Below are 21,908 nucleotides of genomic sequence, written 5' to 3' on the forward strand. Positions count from 1 at the left end.
GGGCCCCGGGTCGACGACCCGGGGCCCCTCTCCGGCCCTGGCAGGAGCGACTCTGTGAGTCGGAGCGCGCAGCGGGCTCGGCTAGCGCTCGACCTCGCCCTTGATGAACTTCTCGACGTTCTCACGGGCCACGTCGTCGAAGTACTGGACCGGCGGGGACTTCATGAAGTAGCTCGACGCGGAGAGGATCGGGCCGCCGATGCCGCGGTCCTTGGCGATCTTCGCGGCGCGCAGCGCGTCGATGATGACGCCGGCGGAGTTCGGGGAGTCCCAGACCTCGAGCTTGTACTCCAGGTTCAGCGGGACGTCGCCGAAGGCGCGGCCTTCGAGACGCACGTAGGCCCACTTGCGGTCGTCGAGCCAGGCGACGTAGTCGGACGGGCCGATGTGGACGTTCTTCTCGCCGAGCTCACGGTCGGGGATCTGCGAGGTGACGGCCTGCGTCTTGGAGATCTTCTTGGACTCCAGGCGGTCGCGCTCCAGCATGTTCTTGAAGTCCATGTTGCCGCCGACGTTCAGCTGCATCGTGCGGTCCAGGACGACGCCGCGGTCCTCGAACAGCTTCGCCATGACGCGGTGCGTGATGGTGGCGCCGACCTGGGACTTGATGTCGTCGCCGACGATCGGGACGCCCGCCTCGGTGAACTTGTCCGCCCACTCCTTGGTGCCGGCGATGAAGACCGGGAGGGCGTTGACGAAGGCGACCTTGGCGTCGATGGCGCACTGGGCGTAGTACTTCGCCGCGTCCTCGGAGCCGACGGGCAGGTAGCAGACGAGGACGTCGACCTGCTTGTCCTTGAGGGCCTGGACGATGTCGACCGGCTCCTCGGCGGACTCCTCGATGGTCTCGCGGTAGTACTTGCCGAGACCGTCCAGGGTGTGGCCGCGCTGCACGGTGACACCGGTGGTGGGCACGTCGCAGATCTTGATGGTGTTGTTCTCGGAGGCGCCGATGGCGTCCGAGAGGTCCAGGCCGACCTTCTTCGCGTCGACGTCGAACGCGGCGACGAACTCGACGTCGCGGACGTGGTAGTCGCCGAACTGGACGTGCATCAGGCCCGGGACCTTGGACGCCGGGTCGGCGTCCTTGTAGTACTCGACGCCCTGCACCAGCGACGCGGCGCAGTTGCCCACGCCGACGATGGCTACGCGAACCGAACCCATTCCGGTTGCTCCCTGTGTGTACGAGTGAGGCCCTGACTGGGCGCTCACGTGGCGGTGTCGTCGGGCGTATCCGTCCGGGGGGTGTCCCCGGCACGGGGCAGGCCGCCCGACGCTCCATGTGTGGTGTCCTGCTGAGCGGATCCTCCGGAAGCGGGACTTCTCAGGTCCCGTCCGGCCCGCTCGCTCTCGATGAGCTCGTTCAGCCAGCGCACTTCGCGCTCCACGGACTCCATCCCGTGGCGCTGGAGCTCGAGCGTGTAGTCGTCGAGGCGCTCCCGGGTGCGCGTGAAGGAGGCGCGCATCTTCTCCAGCCGCTCCTCCAGCCGGCTGCGGCGGCCCTCCAGGACGCGCATGCGCACGTCGCGGGAGGTCTGCCCGAAGAAGGCGAAGCGAGCCGCGAAGTGCTCGTCCTCGTACGCGTCGGGCCCGGTCTGGGAGAGCAGGTCCTCGAAGTGGTCCTTACCTTCCGCCGTCAGCCGGTAGACGATCTTGGCACGGCGGCCGGTGAGGGATGCGGCGAGGGCGTCCTCCGGGGTGCTGCCCGCCTCCTCGATCAACCAGCCGTTGGCGACCAGCGTCTTGAGGCAGGGGTAGAGGGTCCCGTAGCTGAACGCCCGGAACACCCCCAGCGACGTGTTGAGCCGTTTGCGCAGCTCGTAACCGTGCATCGGGGATTCGCGGAGGAGACCGAGTACGGCGAACTCCAGAATCCCGGAACGCCGGCTCATGGGTCGCCTCCTCTCTGCCCCGGCCCGCTGTGGCGGGCTCCCCGGACGGCTTATGTCGCGCCGATGTATCGACTCGATACATCAGCACGATAGAACGGCCTCCGGAATGCGACAAGCACGGGTTCCGTGAGCGGGATCACATCGGGCAGGAGTTGGGGGCGAGTTGCCGGGTTTGGGGTGAACTTCGGAGCTGGGCAGGTTTTGGCGGTGCGTAGTCTGTGCGCCATGCACACCACCGGGACCCAGGAGACGCCGGGGGGCGTCGAGGTCCTCGGTGCCGTACGGATGAATGCGCGACCGACCGCGTCCGTACTTCGGGGGGACAGGAAACCAGCCGCCGTTTCCAGGCGCGCACGGATGCGCCTGCCCGAGGAGTAATCGTTCGATGAGCGAGCACCGTCGCAAACCGCCGCAGCCGCAGGAGGGCGGACGTGCCGCGGCCCGACGCGGCCAGCCCGGCTCGCCCTCCGGCCGCCGCGCGGCGCCGCGAGACGCCACCGGGTCTCCCTCCGACTCCCACGGGTCGGGTTACTACGGGTTGGGAGGCGACGGAGCGCCCGGCGGCCGGGCCGAGGCCCGGCGCGCGGCCCAGAGAAGCGCGGGCGGTGGCCGGCGCAGAGCAGCCGAACCCGCGGCGGGCCGCCGCGGCCCTTCGTCCAGGCCTCCCGGCCGCAAGCGACTGGTCGACTACCCGCGCGCCGACAAGGACGGCTGGCGTCGCTGGACGCCGTCCTGGAAGCTGGTCGCCGGGCTGTGCGTCGCCTTCTTCGGCAGCCTGGTGGCCGCCGCGGGCATCGGGTACGCCATGGTGGGCATCCCCGACGTCGACAAGACGGCCGAGGCGCAGAACAACGTCTACTACTGGAAAGACGGCAGCCAGATGGTCGCCACCGGTGGGGAGACGAACCGGCAGATCGTCGATCTCTCGCAGATCCCGGAGGCGATGCGCTGGGCGGTGATCTCGCAGGAGAACAAGACCTTCTACGACGACGCCGGCATCGACCCCAAGGGCATCGCCCGAGCCGTGTTCAACATGGCCCGGGGCGGCCAGACGCAGGGTGGCTCCACGATCACGCAGCAGTACGTCAAGAACGCCATGCTCAACGACCAGTCCCAGACGATCTCCCGCAAGGTCAAGGAGATCTTCGTCGCCGTCAAGGTCGGGGCCGAGGTCGACAAGGACCAGATCCTGGCCGGCTACCTGAACTCGGCGTACTACGGCCGCGGCGCCTACGGGATCCAGGCCGCCGCCCGCGCGTACTTCAACAAGGACGCCATCGACCTCAAGCCCGGTGAGTGCGCCTTCCTGTCCGCCATGCTGAAGGGCGCCACGTACTACGACCCGGCGGGCGCGACGTCGATCGACCCCAATGCCACGGCGCAGAACAACTCCCGGCGGGCGCTCCGCCAGATGCAGGACACCCTCGACAAGATGGTCGAGTACAAGCATCTTCCGCTCGCCGAGCGGGTCAAGTACACGACCCTCCCGAAGTGGCAGAACCCGCGCTCGAACACCGCGCTGAGCGGGCAGATCGGCTACCTCGTCGATCTCGCCAACAGCTACCTCGTCACGCACAGCGAGGAAACCGGGATCACCGCCGACGAGCTCCAGAAGGGCGGCTACTCGATCCGCACGACCTTCGACAAGAGCAAGGTCAAGGAGCTCGAGGCGTCGGTCGCGAAGGTCAAGAAGGCCAACATCAAGCCGGATCAGCGTCCGAAGACGGACACCCATGTCCAGTTCGGCGGGGCCTCCGTGAACCCGGCGAACGGCGCCATCGAGGCGATCTACGGTGGTGAGGACGCCACCAAGCACTTCACCAACAACTCCGACCAGACCGGCGCCCAGGTGGGTTCCACGTTCAAGCCGTTCGTGCTCGCGGCAGCGATGACCTGGGGCGTCCGTGACCCGGATCTGGGCTCGTCGCAGGCCCAGGACGAACGCACGGTCGTCTCCCCCAAGAGCCTGTTCAGCGGCAAGAACAAGCTGAAGATCAAGGAGTACGACGGATCGGTCTGGAAGAACGAGAAGGGCCAGGAGTGGCTGCAGACCAATGACGGCCAGGCCTCCTACGGCGAACCGCCCAATTTCAAGATCGACCTGCGTGAGGCGATGCGCGAGTCGGTGAACTCCGCCTTCGTGCAGCTGGGCATGGACGTCGGGCTGGACAAGGTGAAGGAGGCCGCGCTCAACGCCGGCCTGAAGAAGGGCAGCCTCACGGGCTCCGGCTTCCCGTCGTTCTCGATCGGCATCTCCGACCCGAGCGCGATCCGGATGGCCGGCGCCTACGCCACCTTCGCGGCCAGCGGCAAGCAGCGTGAGCCCTACTCCGTGGAGAAGGTCACGAGCAAGGACGGCACGATCTTCACGCACAAGACCGTCACGAACCAGGCGTTCACCAAGAAGGTCGCCGACAACGTCACGGACATCCTGAAGACCGTGGTCGATGACGGCACCGGCACCGCCGCCCAGCTGCCCGGCCGCGATGTGGCCGGCAAGACCGGCACCACCGACGGCAACAAGTCGGCCTGGTTCGTCGGCTACACGCCGCAGCTGTCGACGGCCGTCACCATGTTCCGTTACGACGACAACGAGTCGAACAAGAACCGCACGTTCCTGGAGATGTTCGGCACGGGTGGTCAGAAGAAGATCCACGGCGCCTCGTTCCCGGCCGAGATCTGGCACGACTACATGGCCGAGGCCATGGACGGCCTGCCGGTGAAGGACTTCCCCGCTCCGGAGGAGATCGGCGAGGTCCTGAACAAGGACCCGATCCCGACTCCCACCCCGTCGGTCACCGAGACCGAGGAGGAATCGCCCTCTCCGTCGCCGAGCCCCAGCAAGACGGAGGTCGAGCCCTCGCCCTCGCCGAGCGAGACCTGCACCAAGTTCTTCGGCTGTGACGACGACGAAACGGGTGGAGCGAACAACAACGGAGGCGCCAACGGCGGGCCGGGTGGCGACATCAGTCCGTCGCCCAGCCTCTCGGAGTCACCAGGCACCAGCAGAGGCAATGACGGCGGAGGCTTCTTCGGCGCCCCGAACGGTTAGTCCGTAACGCCCCGCAAGGCTGTTTCACGTGAAACATGTCCGTGTTTCACGTGAAACGAGGACCGTCCCACCCGACCAGTGGGGCGGTCCTCGGCGTTTTCCTAGGCGGGTACGGCAGGATGGCGCCCATGCCCAGTGCAGAATCGACGCCAGTGCGCGTGCACGACCCGGAGCCGGTACGGCCCACCCAGGACGACGAGATCGCCAAGGCCGGCAGCGAACTGATCGGCGGCCCTCTGGGACGGCACGCCCTGACCGGGATGTCCTGGCTGACTCCCGTACGGGTCATCGCGCTCGTGGCGATCGGGATGTTCGCCCTCGGCCTGGTCCAGAAGGCGCCCTGCTACGACGGAGGCTGGTTCTACGGGGCCAGTTCCCAGTACACGCACGCCTGTTACTCGGACATCCCGCACCTCTACGCGGGACGCGGCTTCGCCGACGGGCTGGTTCCGTACTTCGACAAGCTCCCCGGCGACATGACCTACCTCGAATACCCGGTGCTGACCGGTGTGTTCATGGAGGTGGCCAGCTGGCTGACGCCGGGGAGCGGCACCGTCCAGCACCAGGAGCAGTGGTACTGGATGGTCAACGCCGGGATGCTGATGGCGTGCGCGGCGGTCATCGCCGTCTGCGTGACCCGGACGCACGCCCGACGTCCCTGGGACGGTCTGCTGGTCGCCCTGGCGCCGGCCTTCGCGCTGACCGCCACGATCAACTGGGACCTGCTGGCGGTCGCTCTGACGGCCGCGGCGATGCTGATGTGGTCCCGGAGCCGGCCCCTCGCCTTCGGCGTCCTCCTGGGGCTCGCCACGGCCGCCAAGCTCTATCCCGTCTTCCTGCTCGGACCGCTGCTGGTGCTGTGCTGGCGCGCGGGGAAGTGGCGGGCCTACGCCACCGCGGTCGCGGGCGCGCTCGTCGCCTGGCTCGTGGTCAACCTGCCGGTGATGCTCTTCGCCTTCGACGGCTGGTCGAAGTTCTACACCTTCAGCCAGGAGCGCGGCGTCGACTTCGGGTCCTTCTGGCTGATCCTGGCCCAGAACTCCAGCGATCCCCTCACCACCGGCAGCGTCAACACCCTGGCCACCGCCCTGGTGGGGGTGAGCTTCCTCGGCATCGCATGGCTCACGCTGACCGCCCCGCGCCGCCCTCGCTTCGCCCAGCTCGCCTTCCTGATGGTCGCTGCCTTCATCCTCACCAACAAGGTCTACTCCCCGCAGTACGTCCTGTGGCTGGTGCCGCTGGCGGCACTGGCCAGGCCCAAGTGGCGGGACTTCCTGATCTGGCAGGTCTCGGAGGTCGTGTACTTCCTCGGGATCTGGATGTACCTCGCCTACACGACCAGCGGAGACGCCCACAAGGGTCTGCCCACCGACGGCTACCACTGGGCGGTCGGCGTGCACCTCCTGGGCACGTTCTACCTCTGCGTCATGGTGGTGCGGGACATCCTCACGCCGGAGCGGGACGTGGTCCGTCAGGCCGGTGAGGACGATCCCTCGGGGGGAGTGCTCGACGGGGCGGACGACGTCTTCGTCGTCGGCGCGACGAGCCCTCCGCCCCTGCACGAGGCGAGCTTCGACGACCCCGGGGCGGACTGGGGCAAGCAGCCGACGGCCGAGAGTTCGCCCTGAGCGAACAAGCTGCCGCCCGAGCGGACGAAAGGCCGTGCACGGACACTCCGTGTACGGCCTTCGCTGGTTCCGCGCGGATGACTGAGCGCGGCAGTGCTCAGCGGTCCAGGATCCGGTCGAACTGCGTGGTGGTGTGCCGCAGATGGGCCACGAGCTCCTCGCCGACCTGGGGCTCGGGGGCGTCCGAGGGCACGAACAGGATCGACACCTGCATGTGCGGCGGCTCGGCGAACCAGCGCTGCTTGCCGCCCCAGACGAACGGCGAGAGATTCCGGTTCACGGTGGCGAGGCCGGCCCTGGCGACGCCCTTGGCGCGCGGCATCACGCCGTGCAGGGCCTTGGGGGCCTCCAGACCCACTCCGTGCGACGTACCGCCCGCCACGACCACCAGGAAGCCGTCGGAGGCGGCCTTCTGCTGGCGGTAGCCGAACCGGTCGCCCTTGGCGACGCGGGTGACGTCCAGAACGGCGCCCCGGTACTCGGTCGCCTCGTGGTCCCCCAGCCACAGCCGCGTGCCGATACGGGCGCGGAACCGGGTCTGCGGGAACTGCTGCTGCAGCCGGGCGAGATCTTCCGCCTTGAGGTGGCTGACGAACATCGTGTGCAGCGGCAACCGGGCCGCGCGCAGCCGGTCCATCCAGCCGATGACCTCCTCGACGGCGTCGGAGCCGTCGGTGCGGTCCAGCGGCAGGTGGATCGCGAACCCTTCGAGGCGGACGTTCTCTATGGCGGCGTGCAGTTGGTGAAGGTCCTGCTCGCTGATGCCGTGCCGCTTCATCGAGGACATCACCTCGATGACCACGCGGGCGCCCACGAGGCCGTACACGCCGTCGATCGACGACACCGAGCGCACGACGCGGTCGGGCAGCGGGACGGGCTCCTCGCCGCGCCGGTAGGGGGTCAGCACCAGCAGGTCGCCGCTGAAGAAGTCCTTGATGCGCGCGGCCTCGTACGTGGTGCCGACGGCCAGGACGTCGGAGCCCAGCCGTGTGGCCTCCTCGGCGAGCCGCTCGTGCCCGAACCCGTAGCCGTTGCCCTTGCAGACCGGGACGAGTCCCGGGAACTGCTCCTGCACGTGCTTGTGGTGCGCCCGCCAGCGCGCGGTGTCGACGTAAAGCGTGAGCGCCATGGCCGGACCCGGAACCTTTCCTGTGGCTGCGGTTGGTGTGGAGGTGAGTGAAGCTCGGAGAAGGGAGAGCCTGTCAGCGGCGCGACATGTAGATGTCGAGCGCCTTGTGGAGCAGCTTGTTCAGCGGGAAGTCCCACTCGCCGAGGTACTCGGCGGCCTGTCCGCCCGTGCCCACCTTGAACTGGATCAGGCCGAACAGGTGGTCCGACTCGTCCAGCGAGTCGGAGATGCCGCGCAGGTCGTAGACGGTCGCGCCGAGCGCGTAGGCGTCGCGCAGCATCCGCCACTGCATGGCGTTCGAGGGACGGAACTCGCGGCCGATGTTGTCGGAGGCGCCGTATGAGTACCAGACGTGCCCGCCGACGATCAGCATGGTCGCCGCCGAGAGATTCACCCCGTTGTGGCGGGCGAAGTACAGCCGCATGCGGTTCGGGTCCTCGGTGTTGAGAGCCGTCCACATGCGCTGGAAGTACGACAGCGGGCGCGGCCGGAAGTGGTCGCGCACGGCAGTGATCTCGTACAGCCGCTGCCACTCCTCCAGGTCGTGGTAGCCGCCCTGGACGACCTCGACGCCGGCCTTCTCGGCCTTCTTGATGTTGCGGCGCCACAGCTGGTTGAAGTTCTTGTGCACCTCTTCGAGGGAACGGTTCGCCAGCGGCACCTGGTAGACGTACCGGGGCTGGACGTCGCCGAAGCCGGCGCCGCCGTCCTCGCCCTGCTGCCAGCCCATGCGGCGCAGCTTGTCGGCCACCTCGAAGGCACGCGGCTCGATGAAGTCGGCCTCGATGTCGCGCAGTCGCTTGACGTCCGGGTTCTGGATGCCCGCCTTGATGGAGGTGGCCTCCCAGCGGCGGATGATCACCGGCGGGCCCATCTTCACGGAGAAGGCGCCCTGTTGCCGCAGGTGCGCGAGCATCGGTTCCAGCCACTCGGTCAGGTTCGGCGCGTACCAGTTGATGACCGGGCCCTCGGGCAGATAGGCCAAGTAGCGCTTGATCTTGGGGAGTTGGCGGTAGAGGACGAGGCCGGCGCCGACGAGTTCGCCGGTCCTGTCGTCGAACCAGCCGAGGTTCTCCGACCGCCACTCGGCCTTGACGTCGGCCCAGGCCGGAACCTGCATGTGGCTCGCCGACGGCAGGCTCTGGATGTACGCCAGATGCTGCTCGCGGCTGATCGTCCTCAGGGTCAGGCTCATTCGGGGCGCTCCTCGGGCTGGTGTGTCCCCATGGGTACAGGGGCTCCTGGCTCTCGCGCGAAGCCTACTGCGCCTGGGGAGCGGCCCGACTGGGCGCACGGGACCTTCGCCCCGGCCGACGAGGCGGCAGGGGCTGTTCGCGGGGCGAGCGGCCGTCAGTCGTGCACGAGGGTACGGACGGTGTCGCGGTGCCGGGTCGGCGTGGCTCGGCTCACCAGAGGCCGCCGAAGAGGCCGCCGTGCGCCATGCCGAGGAAGAAGCCGACGCCGGAGGCGCCGAGGCCCAGGATCAGGAAGAAGCGCTCACGGGTGGTCTCGGAGATCCACTGTCCGTAGGCGCCGGTGAAGATCCCCACCAGGCCGGCCCACGAGCTGAGCAGGTGGAGGTTGTCGAACATCGCCGTGATGAAGGACACCGCCCCGAGCAGCAGGGTCGCCGCCATCATGGCGTGCTGCACGGGATGGGGTCGGCCGTCGGTGGCGAAGAGAGAGCCGGCGGTGTTGGGTCGCAATGCCTGTGCCATAGGGCACCTCCTGCGGAAGGCGGCGCATAGTAGCGCCGTACACACCCGATGCGTACAGACTGAGGGTCCTCCCGGGCGGATTTCAACCGCAAGCACGCATGCAGGTAGTCTGTACCGTCTGCACCGGTGTCTGCCCAGGCACAGCCAGGGCTTCCGCCCAGCTAGGCGCGGGGACGTCGCAAGCCGACCCCGACTGTCAGTGGCGGCCGATACCGTTGCGAACGCATCACAACCCTCCTGCCACGGAACGACCGTGGCCGCTGAGTCCAAAGGAGGTGGGTTCCACATGCGTCACTACGAGGTGATGGTCATCCTCGACCCCGATCTGGAGGAGCGCGCTGTCGCCCCCCTGATCGAGAACTTCCTCTCCGTCGTCCGTGAGGGCAACGGGAAGGTCGAGAAGGTCGACACCTGGGGCCGTCGTCGTCTCTCGTACGAGATCAAGAAGAAGCCTGAGGGCATCTACTCGGTCATCGACCTGCAGGCCGAGCCTGCGGTCGTCAAGGAGCTCGACCGCCAGATGAACCTGAACGAGTCGGTCCTCCGGACCAAGGTCCTCCGCCCCGAGACCCACTGAGCTCTCCCGCTCAGCTGATCTCGGGAATCTGAGTAGCAGCACAAGCAGCCAGCAGCAGCAAACCCGCCGAGAGGTTCCCCCATGGCAGGCGAGACCGTCATCACGGTCATCGGCAATCTTGTCGACGACCCCGAGCTGCGCTTCACCCCCTCGGGTGCGGCGGTCGCGAAGTTCCGTGTCGCGTCCACCCCCCGCACCTTCGACCGCCAGACGAACGAGTGGAAGGACGGCGAAAGCCTCTTCCTGACCTGCTCGGTCTGGCGTCAGGCGGCGGAGAACGTCGCCGAGTCGCTCCAGCGAGGCATGCGCGTCGTCGTGCAGGGCCGGCTGAAGCAGCGGTCCTACGAGGACCGCGAGGGTGTCAAGCGCACGGTCTACGAGCTGGACGTCGAGGAAGTCGGCCCCAGCCTGCGCAACGCCACGGCCAAGGTCACCAAGACCACCGGTCGCGGTGGCCAGGGTGGCGGCGGCGGTTACGGCGGCGGCCAGGGTGGCGGCGGCTGGGGCGGTGGCCCCGGCGGCGGCCAGCAGGGCGGCGGAGCCCCCTCCGACGACCCGTGGGCTACCAGCGCTCCAGCCGGTGGCAACTCCGGCGGCGGCGGTGGCGGCGGCTGGGGTGGAAACTCCGGCGGCGGCAGCGGTGGCGGCTACTCGGACGAGCCCCCCTTCTAAGGGCGGGTTCGCGTCCCAACTTCTTGATCACACAGGAGAAACACCATGGCGAAGCCGCCTGTGCGCAAGCCTAAGAAGAAGGTCTGCGCTTTCTGCAAGGACAAGGTCACGTACGTGGACTACAAGGACACGAACATGCTGCGGAAGTTCATTTCCGACCGCGGCAAGATCCGTGCCCGCCGCGTGACCGGCAACTGCACGCAGCACCAGCGTGACGTCGCCACGGCCGTCAAGAACAGCCGTGAGATGGCGCTGCTGCCCTACACCGCCACCGCGCGATAAGGGAAGGGTGACCGACACATGAAGATCATCCTCACCCACGAGGTCTCCGGCCTCGGTGCCGCGGGCGACGTCGTCGACGTCAAGGACGGTTACGCTCGCAACTACCTGATCCCGCGGAAGTTCGCTATCCGCTGGACCAAGGGCGGCGAGAAGGACGTCGAGCAGATCCGTCGCGCTCGCAAGATCCACGAGATCCAGACCATCGAGCAGGCCAACTCCGTGAAGGCCCAGCTCGAGGGCGTCAAGGTCCGCCTGGCCGTCCGCTCCGGCGACGCCGGTCGTCTCTTCGGCTCCGTCACCCCGGCCGACATCGCCTCGGCGATCAAGGCTGCCGGTGGCCCCGAGGTCGACAAGCGCCGCATCGAGCTCGGTTCGCCGATCAAGACCCTGGGCGCCCACGAGACGTCCGTGCGTCTGCACCCCGAGGTTGCCGCCAAGGTCAACATCGAGGTCGTCTCGGCCTGATCGCCGTGCTCGGCTCGTAGAGCTGAGAAGGGGCCGCACCTTTCGAGGTGCGGCCCCTTCCGCGTGTCCGCGGAAGCAAGTCACGGTTTCACGTGAAACGAGCCGGCTCGCAGTCCGTGGGCGAGGCCCCGGCCCGTGTCAGCGCGTCGCGCCGGTCACTACCCAGCGACCGGACCGGGCGCGGAGCCAGAGGGTCAGCAACCGCGTCGCCATCATCAACGTCATCGCACCCCACAGGGCGGTCAGCCCGCCACCGAGCACCGGTACGAGCACGGCCACCGGTGCGAAGACGGCCAGCGTGAGCACCATCGCCCAGGCCAGGTAGGGGCCGTCCCCCGCGCCCATCAGTACGCCGTCGAGGACGAAGACGACGCCGCAGATCGGCTGCGAGAGCGCCACCACGAGCAGAGCCGGCAACGCGGTGTCCTTCACGATCGGATCGCCGCTGAACAGGGGGAGGACGAGCGGTCGCGAGACCACGACGAGCACTCCGAGCACCACGCCCACGCCGATGCCCCACTCGACCATGCGGCGGCAGGCAGCCCGGGCGCCCTGGGTGTCGCCGGCACCGAGATAGCGCCCGATGATCGCCTGACCCGCGATGGCGATGGCGTCGAGGGCGAAGGCGAGCAGGCTCCACAGCGACAGGATGATCTGATGCGCCGCGATGTCGGCGTCACCGAGACGCGCCGCGACCGCTGTGGTGATCATGAGGGCGGCGCGCAGGGAGAGGGTGCGCACCAGCAGTGGCGCTCCGGCCTGGGCCGATGCCCGGATGCCGGCGGCGTCGGGACGCAGCGAGGCTCCGTGACGGCGGGCACCCCGGACCACCACGACGAGGTAGACCACGGCCATGCCGCACTGAGCGACGACGGTGCCCCAGGCGGAGCCGACGATGCCGAGCCCCGCCCCGTAGACGAGCCCCACGTTGAGGAGGGCGTTGGCGAGGAAGCCCGAGACGGCGACGTAGAGCGGAGTCCTCGTGTCCTGCAGTCCGCGCAGAACGCCGGTCGCGGCAAGCACGGCGAGCATGGCCGGTATGCCGAGCGCCGAGATACGCAGATAGGTGATCGCGTAGGGGGCGGCGGTGTCGGAGGCGCCGAACGCCCCCACGAGCGCGGGCGCCGTGGGCAGGATGACGGCGATCACGGCGGCGCCGAGCAGCAGCGCCAGCCAGATGCCGTCCATACCCTGGCGGATGGCCGCCGGGAGGTCGCCGGCCCCCACGCGACGGGCGACGGCCGCCGTGGTGGCGTAGGCGAGGAAGACGAAGACGCTCACGGCGGTCGTGAGGAGTGCGGAGGCGATGCCCAGGCCGGCGAGCTGAGCCGTGCCGAGGTGACCCACGATCGCGCTGTCGACCATGACGAAGAGAGGCTCGGCGACCAGCGCTCCGAAGGCCGGAACTGCCAGTGCGACGATCTCGCGATCGTGTTGTCGCCGGGTGGCCTTGGCGGTCGCGGGAGCCTGTGTCATGAGCACCAATCTAATCTTCCACAGGTAAGCGATGCAATAAACCTCTGCCCCTTACAGGGCTTCTGGTCAGGCCGCTTCTCGCGCACCGTTCGAAGCGATCTTGGCCCGACCGGGAAACTTTTTCTTCTGCACAGCCGGTGGATGGTGAAACTGCAGGTCACGTCGGTTCACCAGTGAAATACGAGGGCTTGTTCACAGGGCTGTCCACCGGGTCGTGCACAGGTTTCGCGGAGTTCTCCACAGCATAGGGCCGGTCGTCCACATGGCCTGTGGATAACCAGATTGGCTGACGCCGCTCACGGGCCTACCGTGGTCCGGCGCCCGCTCCGTCCACCGGCTGGGGAACCCCTGCGGAACCCACCCGCCAGGACCGGAGTTGGGCCTCTCAGTTGTCAGTGCCGTGGCGTAGAAATGACGTGCCCGGCGAGGTCCGCTCCGCGGACGGGAGGAGGTGGCTCGGTGAGCATTTCCGAGCCCTTGGACGATCCCTGGGCCGACGCTGGCCCCAGCGATCGTCTGCCCTCCTCCCGGCGGCGCGGCGACGTGGGCCGCGGACGGGACGAACAGCACGACCGGGGCAGGGACAGCGGCGAGTGGGACGGCGGCGGCACCGCCTTCGAGCGAGTGCCGCCCCAGGATCTGGACGCCGAACAGTCCGTGCTCGGCGGCATGCTCCTGTCCAAGGACGCCATCGCCGACGTGGTCGAGATCCTCAAGGGCCACGACTTCTACAAGCCCGCCCACGAAACGATCTACCAGGCGATCCTCGACGTCTACGCCAAGGGCGAGCCGGCCGACCCCATCACCATCGCCGCCGAGCTCACCAAACGCGGCGAGATCAACAAGGTCGGCGGCGCGTCGTATCTGCACACGCTCGTCCAGACGGTGCCCACGGCGGCCAACGCCGAGTACTACGCGGAGATCGTCCACGAGCGGGCGGTGCTGCGCCGCCTGGTCGAGGCCGGCACCCGCATCACCCAGATGGGATACGCGGCCGACGACGACGTCGACGAGATCGTCAACCGTGCCCAGGCTGAGATCTACGCCGTCACCGAGCAGCGCACCAGCGAGGACTACCTCCCCCTCGGCGACATCATGGAAGGCGCCCTCGACGAGATCGAGGCGATCGGCTCGCGCAGCGGCGAGATGACCGGTGTGCCGACCGGGTTCACCGACTTCGACTCGCTCACCAACGGGCTGCATCCCGGCCAGATGATCGTCATCGCGGCCCGTCCCGCCATGGGAAAGTCCACGCTCGCGCTGGACTTCGCGCGGGCCGCCTCGATCAAGAACAACCTGCCCAGCGTGATCTTCTCCCTGGAGATGGGGCGCAACGAGATCGCGATGCGCCTGCTGTCCGCCGAGGCGCGGGTCGCCCTGCACCACATGCGTTCCGGCACGATGACCGACGAGGACTGGACCCGGCTCGCCCGCCGGATGCCGGACGTCTCGGCCGCCCCGCTCTTCATCGACGACTCCCCGAACCTGTCGATGATGGAGATCCGGGCCAAGTGCCGCCGTCTCAAGCAGCGCAACGACATCAGGCTGGTCGTCATCGACTATCTCCAGCTGATGCAGTCCGGCGGTTCCAAGCGCGCCGAGAACCGCCAGCAGGAGGTCTCGGACATGTCCCGTAACCTCAAGCTCCTCGCCAAGGAGCTGGAGATCCCGGTGATCGCGCTGTCCCAGCTCAACCGTGGCCCCGAGCAGCGCACCGACAAGAAGCCCATGGTCTCCGACCTGCGTGAGTCGGGCTCCATCGAGCAGGACGCCGACATGGTGATCCTGTTGCACCGTGAGGACGCGTACGAGAAGGAGTCGCCGCGGGCGGGCGAGGCCGACCTGATCGTGGCCAAGCACCGTAACGGCCCGACGGCGACGATCACGGTCGCCTTCCAGGGCCACTACTCACGCTTCGTGGACATGGCCCAGACCTGAGCCTGCGGCTGTCGCCCCCCGTCGTTCTCGGGGGGCCTTCAGCCGGGAAGGGGCTTTTCAGTCGGGCTGGAAGAACGCGAGCATCTTCCGGGCGGCGTCCGGCGATGTCAGCAAGGCCTGGATCTTCGCGGACATCCGGGCGGCGGCGCCGGTGCGTTCGAACATCTCGCGTTCGTACTCTTCGACGGCCTTCGGAAAGTCATCCGGGTGCGAGGCCAGCGCGAGACCCAGCAGGGCGCCGTCCAGCAGCGCCATGTTGGCGCCCTCTCCGACCGGCGGCATCAGGTGCGCGGCATCGCCGATCAGCGTGACGTCCGGCCTCGACGGCCAGGTCAGGCCGACCGGGAGAGCGGTGATCGGCCGCGGCACCACCGTGTCGTCACAGGCAGCGATCAGCGCGGTGAACCGTGAGTCCCAGCCGGGGAGCAGGTCGATCAACCGCTCCCTGGCGGCGGCCGGATCGTCGAACGGGATCCCGCTGCCGGCGAACCAGTCCTCGCCGGTGCCGTAGAAACTGAGGCCGATGCGCACGCGGCCGTCGCCGTTGCGCTGTGCCGCCAGGGACACTCCGTTGCCGAGCACCCAGTAGTTGCCGCGCCCGACCATCGCCGCGAGGTCGGGGTGCGTGCGGTCGATGTCGGGAATGCCGATCTCGACGACGTTCTGGCCGATGTGCGCCGGGCTGGCGTCGGTGAGCAGCGGACGGACCCGGGAGCGGGCGCCGTCCGCGCCGACCAGAAGGTCGTACGTCGCCGTGGTGCCGTCGGAGAAGCGGAGCAGGCCGTCGCCGGCGGATGTGAACGTGTGGCCCCAGCGCACCATGTCGTCGGGGAGGGAGTCCAGCAGCAGGTCGCGCAGATCGGCGCGGTCGACCTCGGGTCGCTCCAGTGGGGCGTCGTCGGGCGTGTCCTCCTGGAGCAGCAGGGTGCCGTCCGGTTCGAGCAGGCGCATGTCCTGGCCCTCACCGCGGGCTATCTCGTAGAAGCCGTCGATCAGTCCGGCCTCTCGCAGCGCCCGCTGGCCGGAGTGGATGTCGAGCATGCCGCCCTGCCCGCGTGCAGCGCGGGACGATTCACGTTCGTACACGACGGCGTCGATGCCGTTCATGTGCAGCAACCGGGCAAGGGCCAGGCCGCCCAGACCCGCTCCGACGATGGCGATGGTCACGCCGCCTCCTTCGATACGCCGTATCAGTAGATACACTGTATCGCGCGATGCGATGTATCGTTGGCGGCATGTTGGTGTGGGAGAGGCCGGAGCCGCCGAATCGCCCGGTACCGGCCGCGTTGAGCCGGGAACGGATCGTGCGAGCGGCGATCCGGTTGGCGGACGCGGACGGCTTGGACGCGGTGTCGCTGCGCAAGGTCGCCGGGGCGCTCGACGTCCGGCCGATGCGGCTTTACGGCTACATCGCCGGCAAGGAAGAGCTGCTCGACCTGATGGTCGACGCCGCCTATGCCGAGATCCGGCCGGTCGGAGACGGCTGGCGGGAGGTGCTCAGGTCTCTCGCCGAAGCCACCCGGCACGCCGTCCACGAGCACGAATGGCTCGCCGATCTCCTGGGTGGCCGCCCCCAGCTCGGTCCGCACGCGCTGGCCAGCGGGGAGAGCGTGATGGCCGCTCTGGGCGACGTCGACGTGGACGCCGTCATGCCGGTGGCCGCCGCGGTCAACGCGTACGTGATCGGTGCGGTGCGTCGGGAGATCGCCGAGCGGCGTGCCGAGAGGGCCACGGGGATGGACGAGAAGCGTTGGCAGGCCTCTCTCGGTCCCTATCTGGAGCGAACCTTCGCCACCGGGCGGTTCCCCGCGCTGGCCACGGTGGTGCGCGATGCCGCCCACCACGACGCCGACCACACCTTCCGTATGGGCCTCGACTTCCTGCTGGACGGCATCGAAGCGCATATGGCGAGGTGACCCGGGACGCAAGAACCCGATCGGCCACAACCTGAGGTGGGCGGGGCGGAGGGAATGGGCTCGACTCACGCTGTCGGGCCAGGTGGACTGGCCCCATGACGACATTCCATGAAGAGCTGCTCCCCGGCACCCGGCGTGCGCTGCTGCACAGGATCGCCGTGGCCCAGGCCGAGGGCAGGTCCCCGTCGCTCGTCGCAGCGGTCGTGCGCGACGGGCGGGCCGTGTGGCACGGGGCGCGTACCTCGGTCGACGGACACGGCCCCGATGAGAACGTGCAGTACCGCATCGGATCGATCACCAAGACCTTCACCGCGGTGCTGGTGATGCGGCTGCGTGACGAGGGGGCGCTCGACCTCGAGGACCCGTTGGAGAAGCACCTGCCGGGTACGGGCGCGGGCGAGGCGACGATCGCTCAACTGCTCGCCCACACCGGCGGCCTGGCGGCCGAATCACCCGGCCCCTGGTGGGAGCGGACACCGGGCTCATCGCGCCCCGACCTCGCCGACGTCCTCGGTGATCGCCCTGTCCTGCATCCGGCCGGCCGCCGGTTCCACTACTCGAACCCCGGCTACAGCCTTCTCGGGGCCCTGGTGGAGGAGCTCCGAGGGGCGTCGTGGGACGAGGTCCTACGGCGTGAAGTGCTCGAACCCCTGGGCCTTGATCGCACGGGTACACGACCCCGGCACCCTCATGCGGGCGGCTGGGCGGTGCATCCGTGGGCCGATGTCCTGCTGCCCGAGCCCGCCGAGGACTTCGGCCGGATGGCAGCGGCGGGTCAACTCTGGTCCACGACAGGGGACCTGGCCCGGTTCGCGGCGTTCCTGGCGCACGGCGACGACCGGGTGCTGTGCGCTCGGACGCTGCGGGAGATGCGAACGCCCGCAGCGCCGGCCGACCCGGCGGATCTCGCGGACGGTGGCTCCTACGGGCTCGGTCTGCGGATCGAGAACCAGGGCGGGCGGGTACTCGTGGGCCATTCCGGATCGGTTCCGGGGTTCCTGGCGAGCCTTGCCCTGAGCGTGTCGGACGACGTCGCGGCGGTGGTGCTCGCCAACTGCACCTCCGGTCCGATGGTGACCCAGGTGGCCGGCGACCTCGTGGGTATCGTCGCCGAGGCGGAGCCGCGCATTCCCGAGCCCTGGCGGCCGTCGCCGCACGTCGACCGTTCGCTGCTGGACCTGACCGGCCCCTGGTACTGGGGGACCAGTCCCTACGCGTTGCGGGTCACGGCGGACGGTCTCCTCAGCCTTGCACCGCTCTCCGGCGGCGGCAGGCGTTCACGGTTCCGGACCAACGGCGACGGCACCTGGACAGGCTTGGAGGGCTACTTCGCGGGCGAGATCCTTCAGGCCGTTCGACGCCCGGACGGCACGATGGACCATCTGGATCTCGGCTCGTTCGTGTTCACCCGTCAGCCTTACGACGAAGGCGCCGCCGTACCCGGTGGTGTCGACGCGGAGGGGTGGCGGGGAATCGGCTAGTCGCCCTTGGAAAGCGGCAGTTGAGGCAGCACCCTGTTTCACGTGAAACAGGGCGCTTCTCCCTTTGTGTTCCGCGGTCTCAGATGTGGAGCTTGAAACCGACGTGCGAGGCCACGAAGCCGAGCCGCTCGTAGAAGCGATGGGCGTCGGTGCGTGTGGCGTCGGACGTCAGCTGCACCAACTGGCATCCCGCCCGCCGGGATTCCTCGACCGCCCACTCGATGAACCGCGTTCCCAGGCCGCTGCCCCGTTCGTCGGCGTGGACTCGGACGCCCTCGACGATCGACCGGGTGGCTCCACGCCGGGACAGGCCCGGGACGATCGTCAATTGGAGCGTGCCGACGACCCGGCCTTCTCTCACGGCGACGACGACGCGTTGGTTCGGGTCGGAGCTGAGCCGTTCCAGCGCGGTGGCGTAAGGGGCAAGATCGTCCGGTGATTCCCGCTGCGCCCCCAAGGGGTCGTCCGCGAGCATGGCGACGATCGCGGGAATGTCGTCGGCGACGGCGGGGCGTATTTCAAGATCTCCCATGTCTGCAGCCTACGCAGTGGCGGGGGTCGTCTTCAGCGTCTCCACGGCCCGGACCAACGGGGCCAGTTCGGGGTTCCTCGCCGCCGCGTCGAGGGCTTCGCGCAGCGCCGCGTCGTTGGTCGGGCGCGCCTCGCCGAGCAGGCGGAGGCCGGCCTCGGTGACGTTGGTGTAGATGCCGCGACGGTCGGTGGGGCACAGGTAGCGCTCCAGGAGACCCCGGTCCTCGAGCCGGGTCACCAGCCGGGTGGTGGCGCTCTGGCTGAGGACGACTGCGTCGGCGACCTGCTTCATCTGAAGATGGCCGCCCTCGCCGTCGTGCTGACGGCTGAGCACGTCGAGCAGGGAGTACTCACGCACGCTCAGGTCGTGACGGGACTGCAGCGCCCGCTCGATGTGCGCCTCGATCCTCCCGTGCAGCAGGGAGAGGGCGCACCAGCCCTGGGAGAGCGCGGTGAGTGCGGGGTCCGTCGCGGTCATGAGCGTCCTTCCTCCGTCGTGGAGCGGCTGAACCCAAGGGTAATGCAACATCGCGATATACGGCGTTTGCATTTATCAAGCGTCTGCAACTATTGTTGGAGCACGTTAAGCGCACCTGCAATCATCATGGAAGGCGTATCCCACCATGCCTCTCGCGCTCCTTGCCCTGGCGATCGGAGCCTTCGGGATCGGGACGACCGAGTTCGTGATCATGGGCTTGCTGCCCGAGGTCGCGGCCGACTTCGGGGTCTCCATCCCCACCGCGGGCTTCCTCGTGACCGGTTACGCGCTGGGCGTCATGTTCGGCGCCCCCCTGATGACCGTCCTCGGCACCAGGCTCTCCCGCAAGCGGATGCTGATGCTGCTGATGGGCCTGTTCATCGTCGGCAACCTGCTGTCCGCCGTCGCCCCCGCGTTCGCCGTCATGCTGGCCGGCCGGATCGTCGCGTCACTGGCACACGGCGCCTTCTTCGGCATCGGCTCGGTCGTCGCGGCCGATCTCGTCGCCCCCGACAAGAAGGCCGGCGCCATCGCGATGATGTTCACCGGTCTGACCGTCGCCAACGTCGTCGGCGTCCCGCTGGGCACCCTGGTCGGCCAGAGCGCCGGCTGGCGCGTCACCTTCGCCGTCGTCGCGGTGCTCGGTGTGGTGGGCCTGGCCGGCATAGCCAAGCTGGTGCCCGACATGCCCCGGCCGGAGGGCGTGCACCTGCGCCACGAGCTCGCCGCCTTCAAGAACGCACAGGTGCTGCTCGCCATGGCGATGACGGTCCTCGGCTTCGGCGGCGTCTTCGCCGCCATCACCTACATCGCACCGATGATGACCCGCGTGGCCGGCTTCGCCGACGGCTCCGTGACCTGGCTGCTGGTCCTCTTCGGGCTCGGGATGGTCGCAGGCAACCTCGTGGGCGGCAGGTACGCCGACCGCGCCCTGATGCCGATGCTCTACGTCTCCCTGGGCGCCCTGGCCGTCGTCCTGGCGCTCTTCACGTTCACCGCTCACGACAAGGTCCTCGCGGCCGTCACGATCGCTCTGATCGGCGCCCTGGGCTTCGCCGCCGTCCCGCCGCTGCAGAAGCGCGTCCTCGACCAGGCGCACGGCGCGCCGACGCTCGCCTCGGCGGTGAACATCGGCGCCTTCAACCTCGGCAACGCCCTGTCCGCATGGCTCGGCGGCATGGTCATCGCCGCCGGCCTGGGCTACACCGCTCCGAACTGGGTGGGCGCGGCCCTCGCCGCCGCCGCTCTGCTCCTCGCGTTCGTCTCTTCCACGCTGGAGCGCCGGGAGGGCGCAGCCGAGGCCCCCAGTGCCGTCGTGGCCGGCGGTACCCCGACAGGGCCGCGGGCCACCGTTCACCACTGAGAGCGGCCGGCACGAGGGCCGCGCCGAGTTGATCTCCTACGGCATTCGGTGCTTCAGCTGAACGCCCCGGCCGCGCTCGGCCACCCGCTGTTCGTCGCAGGCGGCATGCCGGGTACCGCACCTCGCGGGGCTCGGCAGGCGTGTGTCCGCGCGGTCAGCCGGCCGCCACGGTGAGCGGCGCGAACCGCCGGCTCCAGTCACCGGGCAGTTCGGCGATCCCGTAGGTCATGACGGCGTTGAAGCCGACGGACGCCAGGCCCCGGGCCTTCAGCCACGCCAGCAGATCCTCGTGCCGTACGTCGATGTCGGTGCGCAGAGGACGGTCCGTACGGGCGGCCAAGGACGTCACGAGCGCCTTCGCGGTCTCGGTGTCCCGGGCGATCAGCGGGCCCACGACGTGGGTGTCCATGTTGGGCCATGCGGCGGCGTAACCGATGATCCGGCCGTTCTCCTCGGCGACCCGTACCTGGTCGGCGAAGGCGGGAAGCCGGGCGAGGATGTGGGTGCGGTCGGCGCCGAAGACCTCCTGGTCGATCTTGACGATCGTGGCGAGGTCCTCAGCCGTGGCCGCGCGGGTCATGCCGTCGGGGCGGACGTCGCCCCCGGTGAAGCGGCCGCGCACCATCTCCGCACGCCCCGTGGTCTTGAAGCCCAGCTCCTCGTAGAGGGGCCGCCCGAACTCGGTGGCGTGAAGGGTCAGCGGAGTGGTGCCCATGGCGGAGACGACGTGGCGCATCAGCCGTCGGCCCACGCCCTGCCTGGCGTGCCGTTCGGCCACCAGCACCATGCCGACGGCGCCGAGGACCGGCCGACCGTACGGACCGTATTCGGTGACCACGCAGGCGCTGACGAGGCCTCCGTCGGGGTCGTCGATGCCGTAGCCCGTTCCGGCGGTGAGGAGGAGGCCCCATTTGTGTTCCTCGCGTGGCCACCCCCGGTCCTCTGACAGGTCGGCGCATGCCGTGAGGTCACGGTGCGTCAGGCGGCGGATGGGGAGGGTGGCGGGGGAAGGAGTCGGCACGCGGAACAGGCTGTCCGATCGGTGGCTCGGTCGTCCACCTCATTCCTGGGGTACGTACGTGCTTTAGGCCATGTCACCCGGAGCTTGCACGGCGTGGGGCTGTTTCACGTGAAACGCCGTCGCGCTCGGCACCGCCGTGCCGCTGTTACCCAGCCCGGGCCCCTCGGTCGGGGAAGGGGGCGTGTGAGTGGAGAACGATGCCCGGTATGGTCGAGTCCGGTTCGTGTCCGGAACGTGATCTGCGAGGTGCAGTGCGTGCGTCCCGCGCGAGCCGACGGCCTCAGGCAGC

The 21,908-nt window shown here is 68.9% G+C and carries 20 protein-coding genes; 10 read left to right on the forward strand and 10 right to left on the reverse strand.

From position 1 onward, the window contains the following. Nucleotides 1-81: 81 nt before the first annotated feature. Entirely contained in the window at nt 82-1,164 is a 1,083-nt protein-coding gene (locus EV567_RS12450) for an inositol-3-phosphate synthase (protein ID WP_130439174.1), read from the reverse strand. A 44-nt stretch (nt 1,165-1,208) separates the two neighbouring features. Next, nucleotides 1,209-1,892 carry a PadR family transcriptional regulator gene (locus tag EV567_RS12455; protein ID WP_130439176.1) on the reverse strand — a complete coding sequence of 228 codons (684 nt, stop codon included), beginning with the start codon at nt 1,890-1,892 and terminating at the stop codon, nt 1,209-1,211. Between the two features lie 385 nt (nt 1,893-2,277). Between EV567_RS12455 and EV567_RS12460 the strand changes: the two genes are divergently transcribed. Beyond that, a complete protein-coding gene (locus EV567_RS12460) occupies nt 2,278-4,944 on the forward strand; it encodes a transglycosylase domain-containing protein (protein ID WP_207228748.1) in 2,667 nt (888 codons plus the stop codon). A gap of 128 nt (nt 4,945-5,072) precedes the next feature. Next, complete coding sequence (locus EV567_RS12465) at nt 5,073-6,572, forward strand: glycosyltransferase family 87 protein (RefSeq protein WP_207228749.1); 1,500 nt, start codon at nt 5,073-5,075, stop codon at nt 6,570-6,572. 97 nt (nt 6,573-6,669) lie between these two features. Here the strand turns inward: EV567_RS12465 and EV567_RS12470 are convergent, their stop codons facing one another. The 3 genes from EV567_RS12470 to EV567_RS12480 form a co-directional block, all read right to left on the reverse strand. Further along, a complete protein-coding gene (locus EV567_RS12470) occupies nt 6,670-7,701 on the reverse strand; it encodes an alanine racemase (RefSeq protein WP_130439180.1) in 1,032 nt (343 codons plus the stop codon). A gap of 73 nt (nt 7,702-7,774) precedes the next feature. Continuing rightward, nucleotides 7,775-8,896 (reverse strand): peptidoglycan bridge formation glycyltransferase FemX, encoded by a 1,122-nt coding sequence (gene femX, locus EV567_RS12475; RefSeq protein ID WP_130439182.1) that lies wholly within the window; start codon nt 8,894-8,896, stop codon nt 7,775-7,777. A 211-nt stretch (nt 8,897-9,107) separates the two neighbouring features. Beyond that, the gene (locus EV567_RS12480; protein ID WP_130439184.1) at nt 9,108-9,419 is read right to left on the reverse strand and encodes a hypothetical protein; all 312 of its coding nucleotides are present in this window, start codon (nt 9,417-9,419) and stop codon (nt 9,108-9,110) included. 286 nt (nt 9,420-9,705) lie between these two features. On the opposite strand from EV567_RS12480, the gene rpsF reads away from it, so the two are divergent. From rpsF to rplI, 4 genes are all read left to right on the forward strand, one after another. Continuing rightward, nucleotides 9,706-9,996 (forward strand): 30S ribosomal protein S6, encoded by a 291-nt coding sequence (gene rpsF / locus EV567_RS12485; protein ID WP_005482942.1) that lies wholly within the window; start codon nt 9,706-9,708, stop codon nt 9,994-9,996. 81 nt (nt 9,997-10,077) lie between these two features. Beyond that, nucleotides 10,078-10,668, forward strand: a complete 591-nt coding sequence (locus tag EV567_RS12490; RefSeq protein WP_130439185.1) for a single-stranded DNA-binding protein — start codon at nt 10,078-10,080, stop codon at nt 10,666-10,668. A 45-nt stretch (nt 10,669-10,713) separates the two neighbouring features. Then, nucleotides 10,714-10,950 carry a 30S ribosomal protein S18 gene (rpsR, locus tag EV567_RS12495; protein WP_130439187.1) on the forward strand — a complete coding sequence of 79 codons (237 nt, stop codon included), beginning with the start codon at nt 10,714-10,716 and terminating at the stop codon, nt 10,948-10,950. Nucleotides 10,951-10,968: 18 nt separating this feature from the next. Then, entirely contained in the window at nt 10,969-11,415 is a 447-nt protein-coding gene (gene rplI, locus EV567_RS12500) for a 50S ribosomal protein L9 (protein WP_130439189.1), read from the forward strand. Between the two features lie 138 nt (nt 11,416-11,553). Here rplI and EV567_RS12505 read toward each other — a convergent pair whose 3' ends face one another. Beyond that, the gene (locus tag EV567_RS12505) at nt 11,554-12,891 is read right to left on the reverse strand and encodes an MATE family efflux transporter (protein WP_130439191.1); all 1,338 of its coding nucleotides are present in this window, start codon (nt 12,889-12,891) and stop codon (nt 11,554-11,556) included. A 459-nt stretch (nt 12,892-13,350) separates the two neighbouring features. On the opposite strand from EV567_RS12505, the gene dnaB reads away from it, so the two are divergent. Further along, nucleotides 13,351-14,829, forward strand: a complete 1,479-nt coding sequence (gene dnaB / locus EV567_RS12510) for a replicative DNA helicase (RefSeq protein WP_130439193.1) — start codon at nt 13,351-13,353, stop codon at nt 14,827-14,829. Nucleotides 14,830-14,886: 57 nt separating this feature from the next. Here the strand turns inward: dnaB and EV567_RS12515 are convergent, their stop codons facing one another. Further along, the gene (locus tag EV567_RS12515; protein WP_130439195.1) at nt 14,887-15,996 is read right to left on the reverse strand and encodes an NAD(P)/FAD-dependent oxidoreductase; all 1,110 of its coding nucleotides are present in this window, start codon (nt 15,994-15,996) and stop codon (nt 14,887-14,889) included. A 68-nt stretch (nt 15,997-16,064) separates the two neighbouring features. On the opposite strand from EV567_RS12515, the gene EV567_RS12520 reads away from it, so the two are divergent. Both EV567_RS12520 and EV567_RS12525 read left to right on the forward strand, forming a co-directional pair. Further along, nucleotides 16,065-16,745 carry a TetR/AcrR family transcriptional regulator gene (locus EV567_RS12520; RefSeq protein ID WP_130439197.1) on the forward strand — a complete coding sequence of 227 codons (681 nt, stop codon included), beginning with the start codon at nt 16,065-16,067 and terminating at the stop codon, nt 16,743-16,745. Between the two features lie 95 nt (nt 16,746-16,840). Beyond that, entirely contained in the window at nt 16,841-18,226 is a 1,386-nt protein-coding gene (locus EV567_RS12525) for a serine hydrolase (protein WP_130439199.1), read from the forward strand. Between the two features lie 79 nt (nt 18,227-18,305). Here EV567_RS12525 and EV567_RS12530 read toward each other — a convergent pair whose 3' ends face one another. Both EV567_RS12530 and EV567_RS12535 read right to left on the reverse strand, forming a co-directional pair. After that, on the reverse strand, nt 18,306-18,758 hold the full coding sequence (locus EV567_RS12530; protein WP_130439201.1) for a GNAT family N-acetyltransferase: 453 nt from the start codon (nt 18,756-18,758) through the stop codon (nt 18,306-18,308). Nucleotides 18,759-18,767: 9 nt separating this feature from the next. After that, on the reverse strand, nt 18,768-19,235 hold the full coding sequence (locus tag EV567_RS12535) for a MarR family winged helix-turn-helix transcriptional regulator (protein ID WP_130439203.1): 468 nt from the start codon (nt 19,233-19,235) through the stop codon (nt 18,768-18,770). A gap of 145 nt (nt 19,236-19,380) precedes the next feature. Here EV567_RS12535 and EV567_RS12540 point away from each other — a divergent pair, with 145 nt between their 5' ends. Beyond that, nucleotides 19,381-20,598, forward strand: coding sequence for an MFS transporter (locus EV567_RS12540; RefSeq protein ID WP_130439205.1), 1,218 nt, complete (start codon nt 19,381-19,383; stop codon nt 20,596-20,598). 154 nt (nt 20,599-20,752) lie between these two features. Here the strand turns inward: EV567_RS12540 and EV567_RS12545 are convergent, their stop codons facing one another. Continuing rightward, the gene (locus tag EV567_RS12545; RefSeq protein WP_130439207.1) at nt 20,753-21,619 is read right to left on the reverse strand and encodes a GNAT family N-acetyltransferase; all 867 of its coding nucleotides are present in this window, start codon (nt 21,617-21,619) and stop codon (nt 20,753-20,755) included. Nucleotides 21,620-21,908 lie beyond the last annotated feature (289 nt).

The sequence above is a fragment of the Streptomyces sp. BK239 genome, assembly GCF_004217285.1.
Taxonomy (GTDB): Bacteria; Actinomycetota; Actinomycetes; order Streptomycetales; family Streptomycetaceae; genus Streptomyces.